We start from the raw sequence: 20,279 nt of genomic DNA on the forward strand, positions 1-20,279 counted from the left end.
GAACGCGGCCGTTCCTCCGGACCGGAGGCCTCACTCCTCGCGCTGGATGGTCCGCATCCGCCCGTACGCGTACACACACCCCGCCAGTGCCAGATCGGACAGCAGCATGAAGCCGATCGCGTAACTGTCCTTGGCGCTGTAGATCGCGCCCATCAACAGCGGCGGCACGAAACCGCCCAGCCCGCCCATCGCCCCGACGATGCCCGTCACACTGCCCACCTTCGGCTGCGGCGTCACCTGCGATACCAGGGCGAACACACTGCCGCTCGCGGTGCCGAGCCCGGCCGCCATGGCCAGCAGCGCGATCGTGCCGACCGGGTTCAGCGGCGGCTCGAAGGCCTGCACGATCGCCATCAGCGCGGCCAGCAGCAGGGCCACCGAGGTCACCAGCGCCGGGTGCGCCCGGTCCGAGAGCCAGCCGCCGATCGGCCGGAAGACCACCGTGACCAGGGCGAACCCGGCCGCCTTGGTGCCCGCCTCGGTCGGCGACATCTCGTACCAGGTCTTCAGATACGTCGGCAGATACACCCCGAACGCCACGATGCCGCCGAAGCCGATCGCGTACAGCGCCGACAGCTCCCAGGTCACCCGCAGCTTCCCGGCCTCGCCGAGCCGGTGCGCCAGCGTGTCCGCGGGGATCTTCCGGCCGGGGTGGTCGCTGACCAGGACGGCCGCCACCAGCGCGTACACCACCAGCGCCCCCGCGACCACGAGGAACGGCAGGTCGTCGCCGTGCTTCGCGATGCGCGGGGTGAAGTAGCCCGACAGCGCCACCCCGCCCATGCCCATCCCGAACACCCCCAGGGCGAAGCCCCGTTTGGCGGGCGGGAACCACGAGTTGACCAGCGGAACGCCGATCGCGAACGTCGTCCCGCCGAGCCCCAGCAGGAAGCCGACCGCGAGCATCGCCCCGTAGGAGTTCTTCGCCGGGATCAGCAGCAGCACCGGCACGATCGTCAGCGCCGACACGAGCGGGAACATCAGCTTCGCGCCGTACTTGTCCGTCAGCGCCCCCACCGGGATCCGGCCCAGCGACCCCACGAGCACCGGCACCGCCACCAGGAAGGACTGCTGGAACGAGCTGAGCCCCAGCCGGTCCTTGTAGTCCCCGGACATCGGCGCGATCAGGTTCCACGCCCAGAAGGTCAGCGCGAAGCCGACCGTCGCCAGCACGAGATTGCGGTACGCGGCCGCGGGCGGTGCGGCTGCCGCCGGGGCGGGCGGCTCGGGAGACTGCTTGACGGAGGTGTCCACACCAGCCAGTCAAGGGCGCGGGGCACCGCACGGCCCGCCGGACTGCGCCGACCGGGGGACGGCGGACGCCCTCGGCCTTCGGTGGCCTCCCTCAGCCGATACCGCCACGAGCTGGGACAATCACGGTATGGATCGGCTGGACAGGGAAATCCTCGGCATTCTCCAGGAGGACGCCCGGATCTCGTACCGGGATCTGGGCGTACGCGTGGGGCTCAGCGCCAACGCGGCGGGCGACCGCGTCCGCCGGATGCGCCGCGACGGGGTCATCCGGGGCTTCACCGTCATCGTCGACCCGGCCGCCGACACCCGTTCGGGCCTGGTCGTCTTCATCGATGTGACGTTGCGCCTCGACACGACGAACGAGGAGTTCGAACGCTCGGTGCTGATGCTGCCCGGCATCACGGAGGTGGTCCACGTGACGGGCGGCCACGACTACCTCGTACGGGCCACCGCCGCCGACCCCGGGGCGCTGGACACCCTGCTGCGCCGGCTGAAACGGGAGGCGGGCATCGCCCACTCCAACACCCGGATCGCCCTGCGGGCGGCCCCGAAGCACTGAGCCGCCGCACCCCCCGGGGTCCTTCCGGCTCAGACCGGGGCCTGCCAGGTCACCGTCGTCGGACGGCCGTCCTCGCCGCGCCCGTCGTCCGCGACCACCAGCCGCACCCCGGTCCGCCCGTCCGGCAGCCGGACCGTGGCGTCCACCTCCACCTCGATGGCCGACACGCCGGGCCTGCGGTGCGCGGCGGCCAGCGCCCCGCGCAGGGCGGCCAGCAGCTCCCGCCCCGTCTCCTCGCCCACCAGCGCGTCCACCGCCCCGGCGAACCGCACCGACGGCGGGAAACCCAGCAGCGCCGCCGCGCCCCCGGTCTCCCGCAGCACCCGGCCCCGGAAGGTGCTCGGGGCCCCGGTCGGCGGCTGCTGGAGCGCGAAGATCGCGGTGCGGACCTCCTGGATGGTGGAGTCCAGCTCGTCCACGGCCCGCCCCAGCAGCTCACCGGCCTCCGCCTCCGCGCCGTCACCGGCCTCCGCCTCCGCGCCGCCGGTCTCCTCCGACGCGGCCCGGCGGCGGGTCGACTCCAGCATCATCTCGGTGGCGAAGAGCCGCTGGACCACCAGATCGTGCAGGTCACGGGCGATCCGGTCACGGTCCTCGTACACCGCGAGCTGCTCCCGGTCGGCCTGCGCGTCCGCCAGCACCAGGGCGAGTGCCGCCTGCGAGGCGAACTGGGTCGCCAGCAGCTTGTCCATCTCCGTGTAGGGCCGTTCGCCGCGCCGCCGGGGCAGGGCGAGGGTGCCGATGAGCCGCCCGCCGCTCTGGAGTGGCAGCATCATGCTCGGCCCGAAGCGGGAGCGTACGCCGGTGGTCATCCGGGGATCGGTGGCCGAGTCCTCGACGAAGACCGGTTCGCCGCCGAGCAGCTGCACCAGCACCGCGGAGCCGGGCTCGATCACCGTGCCGACGATGCCCGCCGGATCGTCCAGCGTGGACGCGGTGACGATCTCCATCCCGCCCTGCTCCGTCGGCTGGAGGATCACCCCGGCCGACGCACCCGCCAGCACCCGGGCCCGCTCGGCCACCGTCATCAGCGCGTCGGCCGCGTCGGTACCGGTCAGCAGGGCCGTGGTGACGGCCGCCGCTCCCGCGATCCAGCGCTCGCGCTGCCGGGCCGTCCCGTACAACCGGGCGTTGCCGATCGCGATGCCCGCCTGGGCGGCGAGGACCCGCAGCAGGGCCCGGTCCGTGTCGCTGAACGGCCCCGACGGCTTCTCGGCGAGGAAGAGATGCCCGAAGACCTCCGTCTGGACCAGGATCGGCGCACGCAGGAAGCCGCACGCCGGGGGACGGCCGGGGGGACGGTCCTGCCGGTCCTCCTCGACCAGGGCGGCCGGACCCGCGGAGGAGTCGTCCGGGAAGAGGTCGAGGTGCTGCCGCTCCGCCTCCGTCATCCCGGCGGTGTACAGCTCCTCGACCCGGTCGCGGTCCGGGTCCAGCACGCCGAGCGCACCGTGGCGGGCCCCGGTGAGGGCGGTGGAGGTGTCCACGATCTGCTGGAGGGTGGAGCCCAGCTCCAGGTCGCTGCCGACGTTGAGGACCGCCTCCAGGAGCATCGGCAGCCGCCCGGCGGCGGCCGGGCCGGGCTCCACGGGCCCCTTCATCCGCGCCCTCCGCGCCGGCCGTTCCACCGCCCGGTCCGTGCCGACGCGCTCACCCCGCAAGCGGGTTGAGGACCATCGGCTGGATCTTGCCGTCGAGCATCGCGCCCAGACCGAGCACCGAGCAGACGTCGGGACGCTCGGCGATGTGCACCGGCATCCCGGTCGCGTCGCGCAGCATCTGGTCGAGGCCCGGCAGCAGCGCGCTGCCGCCCACCATCATGATGCCCCGGTCCGCGAGGTCGGCCACCAGGTCCGGCGGGCAGTCGCGGAGCACCTTGCCCACCCCGTCGAGCACCGCGGTGAGCGGGGTGTGGATGGCCTGCCGTACGGCGGCGGTGTCGACCTGCACAGAGCGGGCCAGCCCGGTCGCCACGTCGCGGCCGTGGATCTCGGTGAGGGCGGGGCCGGTCAGCTGGAGGCCGTTGCCGTGCAGCGCCAGCTGGAGCGGGCGCACGGACTGGCTGGGGAGCACCAGCTCGTGGCGCTGGCGCAGATGCTGGATGACCGCCTCGTCGATCGCGTTGCCGCCCACCGGGATCCGGACGGCGGTCACGATCGAACCGAGCGAGAGCACCGCGATCTGGGTCGTGGCGGCCCCGCACACCATGATCATGGTGGCGGTCGGTTGCTCGACCGGCAGCCCGCAGCCCACGGCCGCCGCGATCAGGGTGTCCACCAGCTCGACCCGGCGGGCGCCGAGCCCGACCAGGGTCTCCACCGTGGCACGCTGGGCCAGCGGGTCGGCCTCGTGCGGGGTGCAGGCGGCGGCGCGCAGCCGGGGCTTGCGGCGCAGCTGGCGGCGGAGTTTGTCGCCCAGCAGATGGCGCAGCATCCGCTGGGCCATCTCGATGTCGACGACGGTGCCGCCGGAGACCGGGCGGGCCACCCGGATGTACTCGGGGGTGCGGCCGGTCATCTGCTCGGCGAGCGCACCGACGGCGATGAGGGAGCCGGTACGGGTGTTGACGGCGGCGACGCTCGGTTCGTCGACGACGAGGCCGAGCCCTTTGACGTACACCCGGGTCCTCGCGGCCCCGAGATCGACGGCGACGTGGCAACGCTGCAACTGCTCAAGGCTGACGGTCACGGCGGGTTCTCCCGAGAGCGCGGACGGTGGGCACCGGCGGCAGCCGGTCCCTCCTTGCATGGTCGCGCCCTCCCGCACGTCGCGCGCGCTGAGCTGCGCCGTAAGGGGGCCGGAGCTGACGGCTCCTCAGGTCAGCGGGTCGGAAGCAGCCGCTGGAACAGGCCCCAGGTGAACTCCGCGACCCGCTCGCGGCCGGTGGCCGGGTCGGTGACGGCCAGCGACCACCGGGTCGGGGCGCTGCCCTCCATCGGCCGGGCCGGGGGAAAGGCGCGGGCCGCCTCGTCCACGGTGCACGACCACGGGGTCAGCGCGTCCGGAGAGGCCAGCTCCGGTCCGGCCGCGCCCGGGGCACGCACCAGCCACTCGTTCCACACGGCCCCGCCGGGCCCGGCCATCACCTCGAACCGCAGGTCCGGCCAGAGCGGCACCGGCCACAGCAGCGCCTCGCACTCCAGGTCCCCGACCCTGCGCGGCAGGATCGCCTCCGGTTCGCCGAGCACCGAGCGGTAGCGCCGCAGCGACCCCCGCCCCCGGGGCGCCCGGACCATGGCCTGCCAGCGGCGGTTGGCCTCCCGCATATCGGCGAGGGAGGCGCTCAGTTCGTGCCGGGCCTCCTCGACCAGATCGGGCTGGTGGTCGGCCATCCGGCGCAGCAGGACGAGCTGGAACTGGAGGGGGCCGAAGGGGGCGGGAGCGGTCATGCCGCCCATCCTCCCGCGTGTCAGGCGTATCGGACCGGCCGTCACCGGAATCAGGGCTTCCTCACAAGATCCTCACCTGTGCGGCTTCCCTGGTTCTTCCGCGCACGCCTAACCTGCGGGCGCCATGGATTACTGCCACCCGTGCCGACGGCATCTCAACGGAGCCCTGGCCTGCGCCGGGTGCGGTACGCCCGCCGAGGCACTGGGTCCCTTCGCCGTGCCCACCCCGGACGTGCGTGACGCGCCCGGTGGGACCGCATCATCGGACGGGACGGCCGCGCCTGCCGGCGAGGGAGGCACCCGACGCGACGCCCGACGGGGCACCCGACGCGATGCCCGGCTCGACGCCCGACGGGATGCCCGACGCGGTGCCGGAGGCCGGCCCGACGCCCGCCCCGCTTCGCGGCGGCGGGCCCGCGGTGGTCATCGTCGGCGCGGCCGGACCGTCCTGCTCGGCGCCCTCGGGCTGCTCCTCGCGGCGGGCGCCCTGAGCCTGGCGGAACTGGCCAGTGAGCCCGGGCGGGACGACACCGCCGCCGACTACGTACGCGAGTCGCCGTCCGGCCCGTCCGGCGCCGCGCCCGAGGAGCCGTCCGCCGACGAGCCCCGCGACCCCGGCCCCGTCGGCTCCCGGGCCGGGGCGACCACGGGCCCCGCGACGGACGCCTCACCGGCCGGCACGCGCCGTGGGAACCCCTCACGGGCGCCGAGCCCCGAAGCCTCGCCCACCGACGGGCCCACCGCCTCCCCGGACCCCGACGACGCGGACCCGTCCGACGCCCCGGACAGCCCGCCCGCCGATCCGCCGGAACCGGACGATCCGCAGGAGTCGACGACCGCGCCCGCACCCCCGCCGCCCCCGGCGGAGCCGACGCCCACCCCGACGCCGTCCCCGACCTGCACCCGCTTCCTGTGGTGGTGCACGTGACCAGGGGCTGTGCGGTGTGCACGTGATCAAGGACTAGACGGGCGCCTCGCCCAGCATCCGGCGCAGCAGGTCCCGCAGGACCGTGCGCTCGGCGTCGGAGAGGCCGGCCAGCGGCTCCCGGGCGAAGTCCAGCGCGTCCCGCAGCTCACGGGCCGTGCGCCTGCCCTTCTCCGTCGCGGCGGCCAGCTTGATCCTCCGGTCGGCCGGATCGGGCCTGCGCTCCACCAGCTCCCGGGTCTCCAGCCGGTCGATGATCCCGGTGACGTTGGACGGCTCGCACTTCAGCCTGAGGGCGATCTTCCGCATCGGTAGGGGCGCCAGCGAGAGCAGCCCGAGCACCCGCGCCTGCGCCCCGGTGAGGGAGTGCTCGGCGGCGGCCCGGTCGTACTCCTCGTGGTAGCGCGCCACGACGGCGCCGATGAGCTCGACGACCTCAAGGGTCACGGGGTCTGTGCGAGTGGCCATGGGCCACAGCGTACCGATTTACTTGACATCATGAAATATTCAGGAGCATGGTTGTTTCATGTCATGAAGCTTTTCGCGCCATCGGGCGCGGAAGCACACCCCCTCGTATGACATTGAGGAGAACCCGAGCCCATGTCTGCAGCACTTCCCACGTCCAGCCGTGAATGGCACCTGGTCGCCCGCCCGCACGGCTGGCCCAAGGCCGAGGACTTCGCGCTGCGCGAGGCCGAGGTCGCCGCTCCGGCCGAGGGCCGCGTCCTCGTCCGCAACAAGTACTTCTCGGTCGACCCGTACATGCGCGGCCGGATGAACGACGTGAAGTCCTACACCCCGCCCTTCCAGCTCGACCACCCCATGGACGGCGGCGCGGTCGGCGAGGTCATCGCCTCGAACGCCGAGGGCTTCGCCGTCGGCGACCACGTCCTGCACGGCCTCGGCTGGCGCGAGATCGCCGACGTGCCCGCGAAGCACGCGGTCAAGGTCGACCCCGACCTCGCCCCGCTCTCCGCCTACCTCGGCGTGCTCGGCATGACCGGACTGACCGCCTACGCGGGCCTGTTCGACGTCGCCTCCTTCAAGGAGGGCGACGCGGTCTTCGTCTCCGGCGCGGCCGGCGCCGTCGGCAGCCAGGTCGGCCAGATGGCGAAGCTCAAGGGCGCCTCCCGGGTCATCGGCTCCGCCGGCTCCGACGAGAAGGTCAAGCTCCTCACCGAGGAGTACGGCTTCGACGCCGCGTTCAACTACAAGAACGGGCCGGTCCGCGACCAGCTCAGGGAAGCCGCCCCCGACGGCATCGACGTCTACTTCGACAACGTCGGCGGCGAGCACCTGGAAGCCGCGATCTCCTCGTTCAACGTGCACGGCCGCGCCACCATCTGCGGCATGATCGCCCAGTACAACGCGACCGAGCCGACCCCCGGCCCGAACAACATGGCGCTGATCATCGGCAAGCGGCTGCGCCTGACCGGCATGCTCGTCAGCGACCACTCCGACCTCCAGCCGCAGTTCGTCCAGGAGGTCGCCGGCTGGCTGGCCTCGGGCGAGCTGAAGTACCGGGAGACGACGGTCGAGGGCATCGAGCAGGGCTACGACGCCTTCGTCGGGCTGCTGCGCGGTGAGAACACCGGGAAGATGATCGTCTCCCTGGTCTGACCCGCTCCCTGCCGGTCGCGGTCACGCGTTAGGCTCGTCCGCAGGCCGACGCGATCCGTGGGCGCGAGTCGCGGCGCACCAACAGGAGGAATCCTCACACCATGACCATCCAGAAGATCGACGTCGCCTACACCGCCGTCGCCACCGCCGAGAACGGCCGCGACGGACGGGTCTCCTCCGACGACGGTCAGCTCGACGTCGTCGTCAACCCGCCGAAGGCCATGGGCGGCAGCGGCGCGGGCACCAACCCCGAGCAGCTCTTCGCGGCCGGCTACAGCGCCTGCTTCCAGGGCGCGCTGGGCGTCGTCGCCCGCCAGGAGAAGGCCGACATCTCCGGTTCGACCGTGACCGCCTCGGTCTCGATCGGCAAGACGGAGGCCGGCGGCTTCGGCCTGGAGGTCGCGATCAGCGCCTCCATCCCGAACGTCGACGCCGCCACCGCGCAGGCGCTCATCGAGAAGGCCCACCAGGTCTGCCCGTACTCGAACGCCACCCGCGGCAACATCAACGTCGAGCTCTCGGTCGCCTGACCACAGAGTCGCTGACCACAGAGTCGCTGACCACAGCGCCGCTGACCACAGCGCCGTACGAGGACCGCACCCCGCCCCGGGGTGCGGTCCTCACCGCTTTCCCCCGCCAGTACGCTGACGCCCATGAGTGATCTCGGGGCGGGTTTCGGCTACTTGATGAAGGGGCAACGCTGGGTTGCCCAACACGGACGATGGTTCGGATTCGGGCTGCTGCCCGGACTCGTCACCCTCGTCATCTACGCCGGAGCCCTGATCGGACTCGGCTACGGAGCCGACGACTTCGTCGGCTGGGCGACCCCGTTCGCCGACGACTGGTCCTCGCCCTGGCAGGGTCTCCTGCGCACCGGGCTGACCGCTCTCGTCTTCGTCTTCGGCCTGTTCCTCGCGGTCATCACCTTCACCGCCGTCACCCTCCTGGTCGGCCAGCCCTTCTACGAGTCGCTCTCCGAGGAGGTCGACCGCAGCGAGGGCGGCGACGTCCCCGAGTCCGGACTGCCGCTCTGGCGGGAACTGTGGATCTCCGCCCGCGACTCCGTGCGCATCCTGCTGCGCGTCGCCCTGTACGGGATCGCCCTCTTCGCCTGCGGTTTCATCCCCGTCATCGGGCAGACCGTGGTCCCCGCGATCGGCTTCTGCGTCTCCGGCTACTTCCTGGCCGAGGAGCTGACCGCCGTCGCCCTCCAGCGCCGGGGCATGGTCCTCAAGGACCGCCTCGTCCTGCTGCGCGGCCGCCGGATGCTGGTGCTCGGCTTCGGCGTCCCGCTGACCCTGGCCTTCCTCGTCCCGGTCGTCGCGGTGTTCCTGATGCCGGGAGCCGTCGCCGGGGCCACCCTCCTCGCCCGCGACCTGGTGGGCCCGGACGCGGCGTCGGACCCGGGCCCCGGGCCCGGCACCGCCGACAGCGGTGACGCACCGGCCCCCCGGACGTGGTCCGCGTGACCGAACTGCTGGCGGTCGCCGCCATCACCGTCCTCGCGGTCGTCTCGCCGGGCGCCGACTTCGCCATGGTCGTACGCAACAGCTATCTGTACGGGCGCACCACCGGCGTCCTCGCGGCCACCGGCGTCGCGGCGGGCGTCCTGGTCCACGTCACGTACACGATGCTCGGCGTCGGGCTGCTCATCGCCTCCTCGACCGCCCTGTTCACCGCGGTCAAGCTGGCGGGCGCCGCCTACCTCATCTACATCGGGGTGCGCACCTTCCTGGCCCGCGCCGACCTCGACGTCGACCTGAGCGACCGGCCTGGCCTCTCCCCGTTCGGGGCGCTGCGCAGCGGCTTCCTGACCAACGCCCTCAACCCGAAGACGACCCTGTTCGTCGTCGCGACCTTCACCCAGGTCGTCGGGCCCGACACCGCCCTGTGGCAGCAGGCGGGTTACGGCCTGTTCATGTCGGCCGCCCACCTCGGCTGGTTCGCCCTCGTCGCGCTGTTCTTCTCGCACTCCCGGCTGCGCGGTGCGATGCTGCGCCGCCAGAAGGCCCTCAACCGCTCGATCGGCTCGGTCCTGGTCGGCCTCGGGGTCACCCTGGGCCTGGCCCGCTGAGCGGAGCGCCGAAGAAGGAGGGGACGAGGTCTCAGCGCACCGAGAACGCGTACTCGGTGCGCGAGACGAACTCCTCGCCCGGCCGGAGCACCGTGGAAGGGAACTCCGGCCGGTTCGGCGAGTCCGGGAAGTGCTGGGTCTCCAGCGCGATCCCGGCACACGGCCCGAACGGCCGCCCGTCGAAGTGGTCGGCCGTGTACAGCTGGAGCCCCGGCTCGGTCGTCCGCACCGTCAACACCCGCCCGGACGCCGCGTCGTACAACTCGGCGGCGACCCCGTCCCCCTCCTCGCCGGCCTCCTCCAGCACGAAGTTCTGGTCGTAGCCCGCGCCCACCGCCCGCATCCCCCGGAAGTCGAACCGGGTCCCGGCCACCTGCAGCAGCTCACCCGTCGGCACCGACGCCGCGTCCACCCGGGTCACGTGTTCCGCCGCGATCCGCAACTGCTGCCCGAGCGCGCTCCCGCTGTCCGCGCCCGCCAGGTTCCAGTACAGATGGCTCGTCGGGTTCAGCACGGTCGGGGCATCGGTCACCGCCCGGTAGCCGAGCCGCAGTGCCCCGCCCGGCCCCAGGGTGTACGTCACCGAGAAGTCGAGCCGCCCCGGATACCCCTCGTCCCCGTCCGCCGAGACCAGCGACAGCCGCACCCCGTCCGGGACCGCCACCGCGTCCCACACCCGCTTGTCGAAGCCCCTGGCCCCGCCGTGCAGATGGGTCCCGCCCTCGTTGGGCGTCAGGCGGTGCGTGCGCCCGTCCAGGACGAACGAAGCGCCCCCGATCCGGTTCGCGTACCGCCCGACCACCGCGCCGAAGTAGGGGGCCGGGAACTCCTCGTAGCCCGCCACAGCCGGCAGCCCGAGCGCCACCGGGGTCCGGGAGCCGTCCCGGCCCGGCGCATGGACCGACTGCACGATCGCGCCGTAGGTCAGGACCCGTACCCGGACCCCGTCCCGCTCCAGCGTCCACCGGCGGACCGGCGACCCGTCCGCGAGAGCGCCGAAGTCTTCCGTGTACGTCGCCGTGCCCGTGCTGGTGGTCATGGTCACCGACCCTACGCGGGCGGCTCCGGGGCCGTGATGTTGCGGTAGGCGATCTCCGCCAGTCGGGCCTGGCCGTCGCGGCTCGGATGGAACCAGTCCCACTGGCTCAGCTGCGTCCCGGTGAAGCGGAAGTCGAACACCGCCCCGCCGTCGTACCGGCAGTACCGGTCCTTCGCGCACACATCCCGCAGCACCCCGTTGTACGCGACCACCCGCTCCCGCACCGCGTCCCGCCGGGCCACGGCCGCCGGGCCCAGATCGTCCGCGTCGGCCAGCATCGACTGACAGATCCCGAGCTGCCAGATCTTCTTGCCCAGCTCGTTCACCCGCCCCGTCGACCAGAGCCGCTTCAGGTCCGGCACGCTGGAGACGTACACCTGCGCCTTCGGGGCCCCGGCCCGCAACTGCCGCATCGACGCCTCGAACGACGCCCGGAAGTCCGCGACCGGCGTCATCAGCCGCACCGAGTCCCGGCACGCGTCGTTCGCGCCCGTCATCACCGTCACCAGCTCCGGCCGCTCCTTCGCCGCCAGCGCCATCTGCTCGGGCAACTGCACCATCCGGGACCCCGACACGGCGTGGTTCCAGCTGCGGTCCGCCGCCCCGGACGGGCCGAGCAGCCGGACCGCGAGACTGCGCACCGCGTCGTCCGAACCGGTCGCCCACGACACCTCGGGACAGTCGGCCAGCACCGAACACGCGTCGAAGCCCCGGGTGATCGAGTCCCCGACCGCCGCGACCGACCCGGGGCGGGGGTTCCAGTCAGGGGTGGGGGAGGGGGACGGCGAGGCGCCGCGCGTGGCCGCCGGCGCGTTCCGCGACACGCCGCCCTCCGCCCCGTCGGAGCCGCACCCGGCCAACGCGGCGACGCCGACGCACGAGAGTGCCGTCAGCGCGGCGGCAGTGGTACGCATTCGTGGGCGTGTCGCACGCTCCGGCATCACTCGGATCCCCTCCGGTCAACCCTGGCCTATGCCTCTGGACATGCCCCCGGCAAGCACACGATCCCCAGGTCGGGGCTCTGCGCGCCCTGCCGGGTGAAAGCCGGCGAATCAGGGGCCCGAGACCGACGGTACGTCACACGGACGGCCCCGGCGCACGGTAGCTTTTCCCCGTCGAACCAGTGGCGTCCCGCCCGCCCGCGCACACACGGGCGGCTCCGGTACATTACGTCACGTCACATACTGTCCCTTTTCAGGAGATTAACTCCCGATGCTGTTTACTGATGACAACCTCGGGAGCCGGCCGGAAAGTGGCGGTACGGGCGCGAGGCCGCTGGGGAAGGCGTACCTCGTCCCACACGGGAGGTTCCGGTGACGACACGTGGAGTCCTGTACGTTCACTCCGCGCCGCGCGCGCTCTGCCCACATGTCGAGTGGGCAGTGGCGGGCGTCCTCGGTGTGCGGGTCCAGCTGGACTGGATCAGACAGCCGGCCGCCCCCGGCACCTGGCGGTCCGAATTCTCCTGGAAGGGCCGCGCCGGCACCGCCTCGCAGCTCGCCTCCGCCCTGCGCGGCTGGGACCTGCTGCGCTTCGAGGTGACCGCCGAGCCGTGTCCCACCGCCGAGGGCGAGCGCTACAGCTCCACCCCCGGCCTCGGCATCTTCCACGCCGTCACCGGCATGCACGGCGACATCCTGATCCCCGAGGACCGGCTGCGGGCCGCGCTGGCCCGATCGGTGCGCGGCGAGAGCGACCTGGAGACCGAGATCGCCTCCCTGCTCGGCAAGCCGTGGGACGACGAGCTGGAGTCCTTCCGGCACGCGGGCGAGGGAGCCCCGGTCCGCTGGCTCCACCAGGTCGTCTAGCCGCCGGGGCGCGAGATCAAGCCCCTCCGGTGTTTGGCCTTGCGGTGACCGGAGCGAATTCAAGCCCCTCCGGCGATTGAGGAGCGGGGTCCGGGGCGGAGCCCCGAAGAACGACGAAGCCCGCCTCCCGGACCCCGGGAAGCGGGCTTCACCGCGTAAAGCGTCACACGGACCGGAACGCCAGCACCACGTTGTGCCCACCGAACCCGAACGAGTTGTTGATCGCCGCGATCGGCCCCTCGGGCAGCACCCGCGGCTCACCGCGCACGATGTCCGCGTCGATCGCCTCGTCGAGCTCGTCGATGTTGATGGTCGGCGGAGCGATGCGGTGGTGCAGCGCCAGGACCGTCGCCACGGTCTCGATGCCGCCCGCGCCACCCAGCAGGTGACCCGTCATCGACTTCGTCGCGGAGATCGCGACATGGTCGAGGTCGTCGCCCAGCACCTTGCGCAGCGCCTTGATCTCCGCGAGGTCGCCCTGCGGCGTCGACGTGGCGTGCGCGTTGAGGTGGACCACCTCGGACGGCTTGAGGTCGCTGGAGTCCAGCAGGTTCTGCATCGCGGCGGCGATGCCACGCCCGGTGGGCTCGGGCTGCGCGATGTGGTGGGCGTCGGCCGACAGGCCCTGGCCCAGCACCTCGCAGTAGACCCGCGCACCCCGCTTGGCGGCGTGCTCGGCGGACTCCAGGACGACTACGCCCGCACCCTCGCCGAGGACGAAGCCGTCCCGGCCGGTGTCGTACGGGCGCGAGGCCGTCTCGGGCTCGTCGTTGTTCTTGGACATCGCCATCATGTTGGCGAACGCGGCGATCGGCAGCGGGTGGATCGCCGCCTCGGTGCCACCGGCGACGACCACGTCGGCACGGCCGGTGCGGATCATCTCCACCGCGTACCCGATCGCCTCCGCGCCCGAGGCGCAGGCGGAGACGGGCGTGTGGACACCGGCCTGGGCGTTGACCTCCAGGCCGACGTTGGCCGCCGGGCCGTTGGGCATGAGCATGGGAACGGTGTGCGGGGAGACGCGGCGTACGCCCTTCTCCTTCAGCACGTCGTACTGGTCGAGCAGGGTGGTCACGCCGCCGATGCCGGAGGCGATGACCGAGCCCAGGCGCTCGGGGGCGATGCTCTCGTCCTCGCCCGCCTTGGCGGTGAAGCCCGCGTCCGCCCAGGCCTCGCGGGCCGCGATCAGCGCGAACTGCGCCGAGCGGTCGAGCTTGCGGGCCAGCGGGCGGGGGAGTACGTCGCCCGGGTCGACGGCCGCGAGGGCGGCGATCCGGACGGGCAGTTCGGCGAAGCGCTCGCCTTCGAGAGGCTTGACGCCGGACCGGCCGGCCATCAGACCTTCCCAGGTCGATGCGGAGTCGCCACCCAGCGGAGTGGTTGCGCCGATACCGGTGACGACCACGGTGCGATTGGTCGAGTTCACTGGAAAATCTTCTCCACGTGTAGAGGGTCGTGAATCAGCGGCGCCACCGCCGGGTGGCGACACAGCCGGGCTGGGATCAGCCCTGGTGCTTCAGGATGTACTCGGCGGCGTCGCCGACCGTCTTGAGGTTCTTGACGTCCTCGTCGGGGATCTTGACGTCGAAGCGCTCCTCGGCGGCGACGACGACCTCGACCATGGACAGCGAGTCGACGTCCAGGTCGTCGGTGAAGGACTTGTCCAGCTGGACGTCCTCGACCGGGATACCGGCGATCTCGTTGACGATCTCGGCGAGACCGGTGACGATCTCTTCCTGCGTGGCGGCCATCTTGGCGCTCCTTCGGTGGGTTTCTTCAGGGTTCGTGCGTACGGACCAAAAGGTCCGGTGTGCCTAGGGGAGGGTAACGACCGTCGCGGCGTAGACGAGACCCGCCCCGAAGCCGATGACGAGCGCGGTGTCGCCGCTCTTCGCCTGACCGGTCGCCAGGAGCCGCTCCATCGCGAGCGGAATCGAGGCGGCGGACGTGTTGCCGGTGGACTCGACGTCACGGGCGACCGTGACGTGCTCCGGCAGCTTCAGGGTCTTCACCATCGAGTCGATGATCCGCATGTTGGCCTGGTGCGGAATGAAGACGTCCAGGTCCTCCGGGGCGATTCCGGCCGCGTCCAGCGCCTGCTGGGCGACCTTCGCCATCTCGAAGACGGCCCAGCGGAAGACCGCCTGGCCCTCCTGGGTGATGGCCGGGAACTTGATCTCGCCCTTCGAGTCGAGCGGCAGCTTGGAGACGTCACCGATGTGCAGGTCGTTCCAGGCCACCGTCTGCTTGATGGTCTCGGACTTGTCGCCCTCGGAGCCCCACACGGTCGGGCCCATGGCCGGTTCCTGGGAGGGGCCGACGACGACCGCGCCCGCGCCGTCACCGAACAGGAAGGCCGTCGCGCGGTCCTCCAGGTCGGTCAGGTCGCTGAGCCGCTCCACGCCGATCACGAGGACGTACTCCGCGGAGCCCTCGACGATCATGCCCTTGGCCAGGGTGAGGCCGTAACCGAAGCCCGCGCAGCCGGCCGAGATGTCGAAGGCGGCGGGCTTGCCCGCGCCGATCTTGTGGGCGATCTCGGTGGCGACGGCAGGGGTCTGCTTGAAGTGCGAGACGGTCGAGACGACGACCGCGCCGATCTGCTCGGGATCGATGCCCGCGTCGGCGATGGCCTTGCCGGACGCCTCGATCGACATCGCGGCCACGGTCTCCTCGTCGGAGGCCCAGTGGCGGGTGACGATGCCGGAGCGGGAGCGGATCCACTCGTCGGACGAGTCGATCGTCTCGAGGATCACCTCGTTCGGCACGACCCTGGTCGGACGGTAGCCGCCGACCCCGAGGATCCGTGCGTACGGGGCGCCCTTGCTGGGCTTGATCTTCGACATGCTCGCTCCTTAGGCGCCTGCGTGCTCGGAAATGAGCGCGCGGGCCGTGTCGAGGTCGTCGGGGGTCTTGAGCGCGAGCGTCTTCACACCGGGCAGCGCGCGCTTGGCGAGCCCGGTCAGCGTGCCGCCGGGGCTCAGCTCGACGAGTGCGGTGACGCCCAGCGACTGGAAGGTCTCCATGCACAGGTCCCAGCGGACCGGGTTGGCGACCTGCCCGACCAGCCGGGCGATGACCTCGGTGCCGGTGGCCACGGTGTGGCCGTCGGCGTTGGAAACGTAGCGCACGGTCGGGTCGGAGACCGTGAGGTCGCCGACCGCCGCGCGCAGCTTCTCCACGGCCGGGGCCATGTGGTACGTGTGGAACGCGCCGGCCACCTTCAGCGCGACGACCCGGCGCACGCCCTCGGGCTTGTCGGCCTCCAGGGCCGCGATCTGGGCGGCGGTGCCCGCGGCGACGATCTGGCCGCCGCCGTTGACGTTGGCCGCGGTCAGACCGAGCTTCTCCAGGTGCGGGACCGTCACGTCGGGGTCGCCGCCGAGGAGGGCTGCCATGCCGGTCTCGGTGGCCGCGGCGGCCTCGGCCATGCCGAGCCCCCGGGTGCGGACGAAGCGCAGCGCGGCCTCGTCGTCGATGACGCCCGCGAGCGTGGCGGCGGTGATCTCACCGACGCTGTGGCCCGCGACGACGGACGGCGAGGCGTCCAGGGCGGCTGCCGAGAGCAGTCCGGCGGCGACCAGGAGCGGCTGGGCCACGGCGGTGTCGCGGATCTCGTCCGCGTCGGCGCGCGTGCCGTAGTGGGCAAGGTCGAGCCCGATGGCATCGGACCAGGCAGCGATGCGGTCGGCGGCACCGGGGAGGTCGAGCCAGGGGGTCAGGAAGCCGGGCGTCTGAGCGCCTTGGCCGGGAGCGACGAGTACGAGCACCCTCACACTCTCTCTTGTGAACGGCCCCGCACGCCCGTGGGGACAGGGACGAAGAACCGTCGGGGGAATTGTTGAAGTCCAACAAAAGTCTAGGACTGAGGATCCGCTGCGGCCAAGCGCCCCAGGATCAGGGCGATCCTCAGCGTGAACGCGGAGCGCACATCGGAAGGGGACCATCCGGTGACGTCGGTCACACGTCGTAGCCGGTAGCGCACGGTGTTGGGGTGCACGAAAAGCATCCGGGCGGCGCCTTCAAGACTGCTCGCCTGTTCCAGATAGACGCTGAGCGTTTCCAGCAGCGCCGAACCGGCCTCTTCCAGCGGTCTGTAGATCTCCTCCACCAACTGGTCCCGCGCGGCCGGGTCTCCGGCCATCGCCCGCTCCGGGAGGAGATCGTCCGCCAGGACCGGCCGGGGTGCGTCCTGCCACGCCAGACAGGCCTTCAGCCCGGCCGCCGCCGCCTGCGCGGACCGGGTCGCCGCCAGCAGGTCCGGCACTACGGGACCCGCGACGACCGGCCCGGCGGCGTACGGCCCGATCAGGCCCTTCGCGACCTGGAGGGGGTTGTCGCTGCCGCCGGCGATGACGACGAGACGGTTGCCCAGGACACCGGTGAGGACCTGGAGCTTGGCGTGCCGGGCGGCGCGCCGGATCGCCTCCACGGTCAGCTCGCTGTCCCCGTCGGGCGCGGTGCCGAGGATCACGCACACGTGCTCGGGCGAGTTCCAGCCGAGCGCGGCGGCCCGGGACACGGCCCCCTCGTCGGCCTCGCCGGAGAGCACCGCGTTCACCACGAGGGATTCCAGCCGGGCGTCCCAGGCGCCCCGGGCCTCGGCGGCCTGGGCGTAGACCTGGGCGGTGGCGAAGGCGATCTCGCGCGCGTAGACGAGGAGCGCCTCCCGCAGCAGCGACTCGTCGCCCGGGGCGGCCACCTCCTCGATCGCGGACTCCATGACCTCGATCGTGGTGCGCACCATCTCCACGGTCTGCCGCAGGGTGATGGCCCGGGTCAGTTCGCGCGGCGCGGTGCCGAACACATCGGTCGAGATGGCCTGCGGGGTCTCGGGATGCCGGAACCACTCGGTGAACGCGGCGATGCCGGCCTGGGCGACCAGGCCGATCCAGGACCGGTTCTCCGGAGGCATCGCCCGGTACCACGGCAGCGATTCGTCCATGCGGGCAATCGCGTTCGCGGCCAGCCGGCCGGAGGACTGCTCCAGCCGTTTCAGGGTCGCGGCGTGCAGGTGGGCGTCGTGGGCGGGGGGCAGCTCAGGATCGGGTCGGGGCACGAGGACAAGACTGCCTTATCGGGCCGGTGGATCGGTGGGCCGGGGCGACGGTGCCCCGTACCGACGGGTAGACGAACACCTGACGCAACCGTTCCGCTCCCGCGGCCGAACGACGGGCGCCCCCGTTCCGCTCCCGCGGCGGTACGCCGCGCGCCCCCGTTCCGCTCCCGCGACCGCATGCCGGGCGCCCCCGGGCTACCGTGGCCGGGTGATTTCCGTGCACCGGTCCGACGACCGCTACCGGGGCGGGGACGAGACCGCCGGGATCGTCACCCGGCACGCCCTCTCCTTCGGTCCCCACTACGACCCGGACAACCTCCGCTTCGGCCCGATCCTGGCCTGCAACGAGGAGCGCCTCGAACGCGGTTCGGGCTTCGAGGAGCACTCGCACAGCCATACGGAGATCGTCACCTGGGTCGTCGAGGGCGAGCTGACCCACCGGGACTCGGCCGGCCACTCCACCGTGGTCCGCGCCGGGGACGTGGCCCACCTGAGCGCCGCCTCCGGGGTCCGGCACGTCGAACGCAACGACGGCACGGACCCGTTGACCTTCCTCCAGATGTGGCTGGCCCCCCGGGAGCCGGGGGGCGAACCCTCGTACACGGTCGTCCCCGGCATCGCCGACTCCACCCCGTACGCCCTGCCCGGCGCGGGCGCGATGCTCCATGTCCGCCGTCTGACGGGGGGCGAGCGTACGGCGGTCCCGGACGCGGTGCGCGCCTACGTCCACGTGGTGCGCGGGCGGGTCGCCCTGGACGACGAGGAGCTGGGCCCCGGCGACGCCGCCCGGATCACCGGAGCGGAGGGGCTGGAGGCGGTCGCGGTGGCGGGGCCGGCGGAGCTGCTGGTGTGGGAGCTGGCGGGCTGAGGTCTCACGGAGCGGGTTACGAAGGAGAGCGACGGCCCGGTCAACGATCCGGGGACGGGCGGCCGCCGACCGGCTGCGCGCCGCGCCGGCTTCTCCCTTTCCTTCCCTTTCCTTCAAGACCACCCGACCGCCGTCCTGTGACGATCGCCGGCATGAGACTCGTCAACCCGGCCCCCGGAGGAAGCGCCGTGAGCACACGCATCGCGTGCCTCGGCGACAGCCTCACCCGCGCGCAGTTCAGCGTCGACTACCTGAATCTCCTCGGACACCGCCACCCTCCCGGTGACGTGCGGCTTGCCCGTTTCGGCGCCAACGGCGACTTCGCCCACAACCTCTTGCAGCGTCTCGATGCTGTCGTCACGAACCCACCCGATGTGATCACCGTGTTGATCGGGACCAATGACGCCCGGGCGAGCCTTCCCGGCTACCCCGTCGAGCAGGCCATGAAGCGCAAACAGCTGCCCGAACGCCCGTCGGCAGGCTGGTTCCAGCAGTGCCTGGGAGCCGTCGTGGCACGGCTGCGAGCGGAGACCGACGCGAGGATCGGTCTGCTGTCGCTACCGGTACTCGGCCAACATCTCGACGGAGCGGCGGCACAGGCATCGCAGGCGTACAGCCGGATGATCGCCGAGGTCGCCGCCGCCGACGAGGTGGCCTACCTTCCGCTCCACGAACGCCAGATCGAGGAACTGCGCCGAGCGGACCCGCCGCCGATTTCCTACCGGGAGGCGACGCCCGCTGCGGTCGTCGGCGTCCTCGTCCAGCACACCGTGCTGCGTCGCAGCCTCGACGCGATCTCGCGGCGGCGAGGTCTGGTGCTCACGACCGACCACATCCACCAGAACAGCCGCGGCGCTTCCCTCATCGCCGAGGCTATCGACGCCGGTCTGCTGACCCGGAGCGCGTAGCCGGAACCGGTGCCCGGCCAGTCGGATGTCACAGGGAGCGGCGGACCCGCCAGAGGTCGCGGAGCAGGGCGATCTCGGCCATGTGGTGGATGAGTTCCAGATTGCCGTTGGCCAGCACGCCGATGTACGGGTCGTCGGGGTCGGAGCCGTACGGATACCGCGAGAGGCCGACTGTGTCGAGCTGCTCGTCGGTGAGCGTGGCGATGCTCGCGCGGTGGCGGTCGAGCGTCTCCCAGAAGCGGTCGAGCGCCAGGGAGGCGGACGGCGTGAAGTCGACCAGGAGATGCGGATCCTGCCGCCTCTCGCCGAAGGTCCACTCCCACCGGCCCGCGAAGTCGGAGTGCAGGTGACCCAGCCGCCATGCGATGGTGGTGATCGGCACGACGTCGGGCTCCGGCTCACCGGTGAACGCGAGGACCTCCTCGACCCGTTCGACGCTCACGCTCCAGTCCTCGGCGATCTTCGCCACGGACATGCCGCCCGCCGCCTGCCGCGCGATCTCCGCGTACTCGTTCGCCGGGATCTCCGGCGCCCCCTTGTCGATGACCCACGCCCCGGGCCCGTACGCCCGGGGCGTCACCGCCTCCTCCCGGCGCCGGATCGACCAGCTGCCGGGGGCCGGCTCCCACAGGTACTCCTCGTCCCCGAGGCCCTTCAGCCGGACCTGGGCCATCTCCCGCGCCTGGTCGAACTGCTCGATCAGCATGGTCAGCCGGTCGGTCCGCGGATGATCCTGGCCGCTCATACGTGGCTCCCTCGTCGTCGCGCCGGGCGAT

The 20,279-nt window shown here is 72.2% G+C and carries 22 protein-coding genes; 9 read left to right on the forward strand and 13 right to left on the reverse strand.

Going from position 1 to position 20,279, the window contains the following annotated elements:
- Positions 1 to 30: 30 nt before the first annotated feature.
- Complete coding sequence (locus ACIQRW_RS27595; RefSeq protein ID WP_403765022.1) at positions 31 to 1,254, reverse strand: nitrate/nitrite transporter; 1,224 nt, start codon at positions 1,252 to 1,254, stop codon at positions 31 to 33.
- 127 nt (positions 1,255 to 1,381) lie between these two features.
- On the opposite strand from ACIQRW_RS27595, the gene ACIQRW_RS27600 reads away from it, so the two are divergent.
- Positions 1,382 to 1,813 (forward strand): Lrp/AsnC family transcriptional regulator, encoded by a 432-nt coding sequence (locus ACIQRW_RS27600; RefSeq protein ID WP_030078115.1) that lies wholly within the window; start codon positions 1,382 to 1,384, stop codon positions 1,811 to 1,813.
- A 29-nt stretch (positions 1,814 to 1,842) separates the two neighbouring features.
- Here ACIQRW_RS27600 and ACIQRW_RS27605 read toward each other — a convergent pair whose 3' ends face one another.
- From ACIQRW_RS27605 to ACIQRW_RS27615, 3 genes are all read right to left on the reverse strand, one after another.
- Positions 1,843 to 3,414: a GAF domain-containing protein gene (locus ACIQRW_RS27605; protein WP_403765024.1), complete on the reverse strand. Its 1,572-nt coding sequence runs from the start codon at positions 3,412 to 3,414 to the stop codon at positions 1,843 to 1,845.
- A gap of 49 nt (positions 3,415 to 3,463) precedes the next feature.
- The gene (locus tag ACIQRW_RS27610) at positions 3,464 to 4,501 is read right to left on the reverse strand and encodes a rod shape-determining protein (protein WP_361877061.1); all 1,038 of its coding nucleotides are present in this window, start codon (positions 4,499 to 4,501) and stop codon (positions 3,464 to 3,466) included.
- A 131-nt stretch (positions 4,502 to 4,632) separates the two neighbouring features.
- On the reverse strand, positions 4,633 to 5,202 hold the full coding sequence (locus tag ACIQRW_RS27615; protein ID WP_403765027.1) for a hypothetical protein: 570 nt from the start codon (positions 5,200 to 5,202) through the stop codon (positions 4,633 to 4,635).
- Between the two features lie 124 nt (positions 5,203 to 5,326).
- Here ACIQRW_RS27615 and ACIQRW_RS27620 point away from each other — a divergent pair, with 124 nt between their 5' ends.
- Positions 5,327 to 6,130 carry a hypothetical protein gene (locus ACIQRW_RS27620; protein WP_403765029.1) on the forward strand — a complete coding sequence of 268 codons (804 nt, stop codon included), beginning with the start codon at positions 5,327 to 5,329 and terminating at the stop codon, positions 6,128 to 6,130.
- A gap of 33 nt (positions 6,131 to 6,163) precedes the next feature.
- Here ACIQRW_RS27620 and ACIQRW_RS27625 read toward each other — a convergent pair whose 3' ends face one another.
- On the reverse strand, positions 6,164 to 6,595 hold the full coding sequence (locus ACIQRW_RS27625) for a MarR family winged helix-turn-helix transcriptional regulator (RefSeq protein ID WP_403765031.1): 432 nt from the start codon (positions 6,593 to 6,595) through the stop codon (positions 6,164 to 6,166).
- 132 nt (positions 6,596 to 6,727) lie between these two features.
- Between ACIQRW_RS27625 and ACIQRW_RS27630 the strand changes: the two genes are divergently transcribed.
- From ACIQRW_RS27630 to ACIQRW_RS27645, 4 genes are all read left to right on the forward strand, one after another.
- A complete protein-coding gene (locus ACIQRW_RS27630; RefSeq protein ID WP_403765033.1) occupies positions 6,728 to 7,747 on the forward strand; it encodes an NADP-dependent oxidoreductase in 1,020 nt (339 codons plus the stop codon).
- Positions 7,748 to 7,848: 101 nt separating this feature from the next.
- The gene (locus tag ACIQRW_RS27635) at positions 7,849 to 8,277 is read left to right on the forward strand and encodes an organic hydroperoxide resistance protein (protein ID WP_073867823.1); all 429 of its coding nucleotides are present in this window, start codon (positions 7,849 to 7,851) and stop codon (positions 8,275 to 8,277) included.
- A 123-nt stretch (positions 8,278 to 8,400) separates the two neighbouring features.
- Positions 8,401 to 9,216: an EI24 domain-containing protein gene (locus ACIQRW_RS27640; RefSeq protein ID WP_403765035.1), complete on the forward strand. Its 816-nt coding sequence runs from the start codon at positions 8,401 to 8,403 to the stop codon at positions 9,214 to 9,216.
- Positions 9,213 to 9,821 (forward strand): LysE family translocator, encoded by a 609-nt coding sequence (locus ACIQRW_RS27645; RefSeq protein WP_402011588.1) that lies wholly within the window; start codon positions 9,213 to 9,215, stop codon positions 9,819 to 9,821. Before ACIQRW_RS27640 ends, ACIQRW_RS27645 begins: the two co-directional genes overlap by 4 nt.
- A gap of 31 nt (positions 9,822 to 9,852) precedes the next feature.
- Here the strand turns inward: ACIQRW_RS27645 and ACIQRW_RS27650 are convergent, their stop codons facing one another.
- Complete coding sequence (locus ACIQRW_RS27650; RefSeq protein ID WP_403765038.1) at positions 9,853 to 10,860, reverse strand: aldose epimerase family protein; 1,008 nt, start codon at positions 10,858 to 10,860, stop codon at positions 9,853 to 9,855.
- 11 nt (positions 10,861 to 10,871) lie between these two features.
- The gene (locus tag ACIQRW_RS27655) at positions 10,872 to 11,774 is read right to left on the reverse strand and encodes an SGNH/GDSL hydrolase family protein (RefSeq protein WP_403765040.1); all 903 of its coding nucleotides are present in this window, start codon (positions 11,772 to 11,774) and stop codon (positions 10,872 to 10,874) included.
- Positions 11,775 to 12,173: 399 nt separating this feature from the next.
- On the opposite strand from ACIQRW_RS27655, the gene ACIQRW_RS27660 reads away from it, so the two are divergent.
- A complete protein-coding gene (locus tag ACIQRW_RS27660; RefSeq protein ID WP_030585920.1) occupies positions 12,174 to 12,668 on the forward strand; it encodes a DUF3145 domain-containing protein in 495 nt (164 codons plus the stop codon).
- Positions 12,669 to 12,831: 163 nt separating this feature from the next.
- On the opposite strand, the gene fabF is transcribed toward ACIQRW_RS27660, so the two are convergent.
- From fabF to ACIQRW_RS27685, 5 genes are all read right to left on the reverse strand, one after another.
- Positions 12,832 to 14,094 (reverse strand): beta-ketoacyl-ACP synthase II, encoded by a 1,263-nt coding sequence (gene fabF / locus ACIQRW_RS27665; protein ID WP_361877033.1) that lies wholly within the window; start codon positions 14,092 to 14,094, stop codon positions 12,832 to 12,834.
- 76 nt (positions 14,095 to 14,170) lie between these two features.
- Positions 14,171 to 14,419, reverse strand: coding sequence for an acyl carrier protein (locus ACIQRW_RS27670; protein ID WP_028439857.1), 249 nt, complete (start codon positions 14,417 to 14,419; stop codon positions 14,171 to 14,173).
- A gap of 63 nt (positions 14,420 to 14,482) precedes the next feature.
- Entirely contained in the window at positions 14,483 to 15,514 is a 1,032-nt protein-coding gene (locus ACIQRW_RS27675; protein WP_403765043.1) for a ketoacyl-ACP synthase III, read from the reverse strand.
- Positions 15,515 to 15,523: 9 nt separating this feature from the next.
- Complete coding sequence (locus ACIQRW_RS27680; RefSeq protein WP_403765045.1) at positions 15,524 to 16,438, reverse strand: ACP S-malonyltransferase; 915 nt, start codon at positions 16,436 to 16,438, stop codon at positions 15,524 to 15,526.
- 89 nt (positions 16,439 to 16,527) lie between these two features.
- Positions 16,528 to 17,727, reverse strand: coding sequence for a PucR family transcriptional regulator (locus tag ACIQRW_RS27685; RefSeq protein ID WP_403765047.1), 1,200 nt, complete (start codon positions 17,725 to 17,727; stop codon positions 16,528 to 16,530).
- 208 nt (positions 17,728 to 17,935) lie between these two features.
- On the opposite strand from ACIQRW_RS27685, the gene ACIQRW_RS27690 reads away from it, so the two are divergent.
- On the forward strand, positions 17,936 to 18,595 hold the full coding sequence (locus tag ACIQRW_RS27690; RefSeq protein ID WP_403765049.1) for a pirin family protein: 660 nt from the start codon (positions 17,936 to 17,938) through the stop codon (positions 18,593 to 18,595).
- A gap of 188 nt (positions 18,596 to 18,783) precedes the next feature.
- Complete coding sequence (locus tag ACIQRW_RS27695) at positions 18,784 to 19,503, forward strand: SGNH/GDSL hydrolase family protein (RefSeq protein ID WP_403765051.1); 720 nt, start codon at positions 18,784 to 18,786, stop codon at positions 19,501 to 19,503.
- 28 nt (positions 19,504 to 19,531) lie between these two features.
- On the opposite strand, the gene ACIQRW_RS27700 is transcribed toward ACIQRW_RS27695, so the two are convergent.
- Complete coding sequence (locus tag ACIQRW_RS27700; RefSeq protein WP_403765053.1) at positions 19,532 to 20,248, reverse strand: DinB family protein; 717 nt, start codon at positions 20,246 to 20,248, stop codon at positions 19,532 to 19,534.
- Positions 20,249 to 20,279: the final 31 nt, after the last annotated feature.

This window comes from Streptomyces sp. NPDC091287 (assembly GCF_044768525.1).
In the GTDB taxonomy this organism is placed as follows: domain Bacteria; phylum Actinomycetota; class Actinomycetes; order Streptomycetales; family Streptomycetaceae; genus Streptomyces.

Coding starts and splice junctions, on each gene's coding strand:
- ACIQRW_RS27600 (WP_030078115.1), top strand. CDS start 1,382: ATGGATCGGCTGGACAGGGAAATCCTCGGCATTCTCCAGGAGGACGCC.
- ACIQRW_RS27605 (WP_403765024.1), bottom strand. CDS start 3,414: ATGAAGGGGCCCGTGGAGCCCGGCCCGGCCGCCGCCGGGCGGCTGCCG.
- ACIQRW_RS27615 (WP_403765027.1), bottom strand. CDS start 5,202: ATGACCGCTCCCGCCCCCTTCGGCCCCCTCCAGTTCCAGCTCGTCCTG.
- ACIQRW_RS27620 (WP_403765029.1), top strand. CDS start 5,327: ATGGATTACTGCCACCCGTGCCGACGGCATCTCAACGGAGCCCTGGCC.
- ACIQRW_RS27625 (WP_403765031.1), bottom strand. CDS start 6,595: ATGGCCACTCGCACAGACCCCGTGACCCTTGAGGTCGTCGAGCTCATC.
- ACIQRW_RS27630 (WP_403765033.1), top strand. CDS start 6,728: ATGTCTGCAGCACTTCCCACGTCCAGCCGTGAATGGCACCTGGTCGCC.
- ACIQRW_RS27635 (WP_073867823.1), top strand. CDS start 7,849: ATGACCATCCAGAAGATCGACGTCGCCTACACCGCCGTCGCCACCGCC.
- ACIQRW_RS27640 (WP_403765035.1), top strand. CDS start 8,401: ATGAGTGATCTCGGGGCGGGTTTCGGCTACTTGATGAAGGGGCAACGC.
- ACIQRW_RS27650 (WP_403765038.1), bottom strand. CDS start 10,860: ATGACCACCAGCACGGGCACGGCGACGTACACGGAAGACTTCGGCGCT.
- ACIQRW_RS27655 (WP_403765040.1), bottom strand. CDS start 11,774: ATGCGTACCACTGCCGCCGCGCTGACGGCACTCTCGTGCGTCGGCGTC.
- ACIQRW_RS27670 (WP_028439857.1), bottom strand. CDS start 14,419: ATGGCCGCCACGCAGGAAGAGATCGTCACCGGTCTCGCCGAGATCGTC.
- ACIQRW_RS27675 (WP_403765043.1), bottom strand. CDS start 15,514: ATGTCGAAGATCAAGCCCAGCAAGGGCGCCCCGTACGCACGGATCCTC.
- ACIQRW_RS27700 (WP_403765053.1), bottom strand. CDS start 20,248: ATGAGCGGCCAGGATCATCCGCGGACCGACCGGCTGACCATGCTGATC.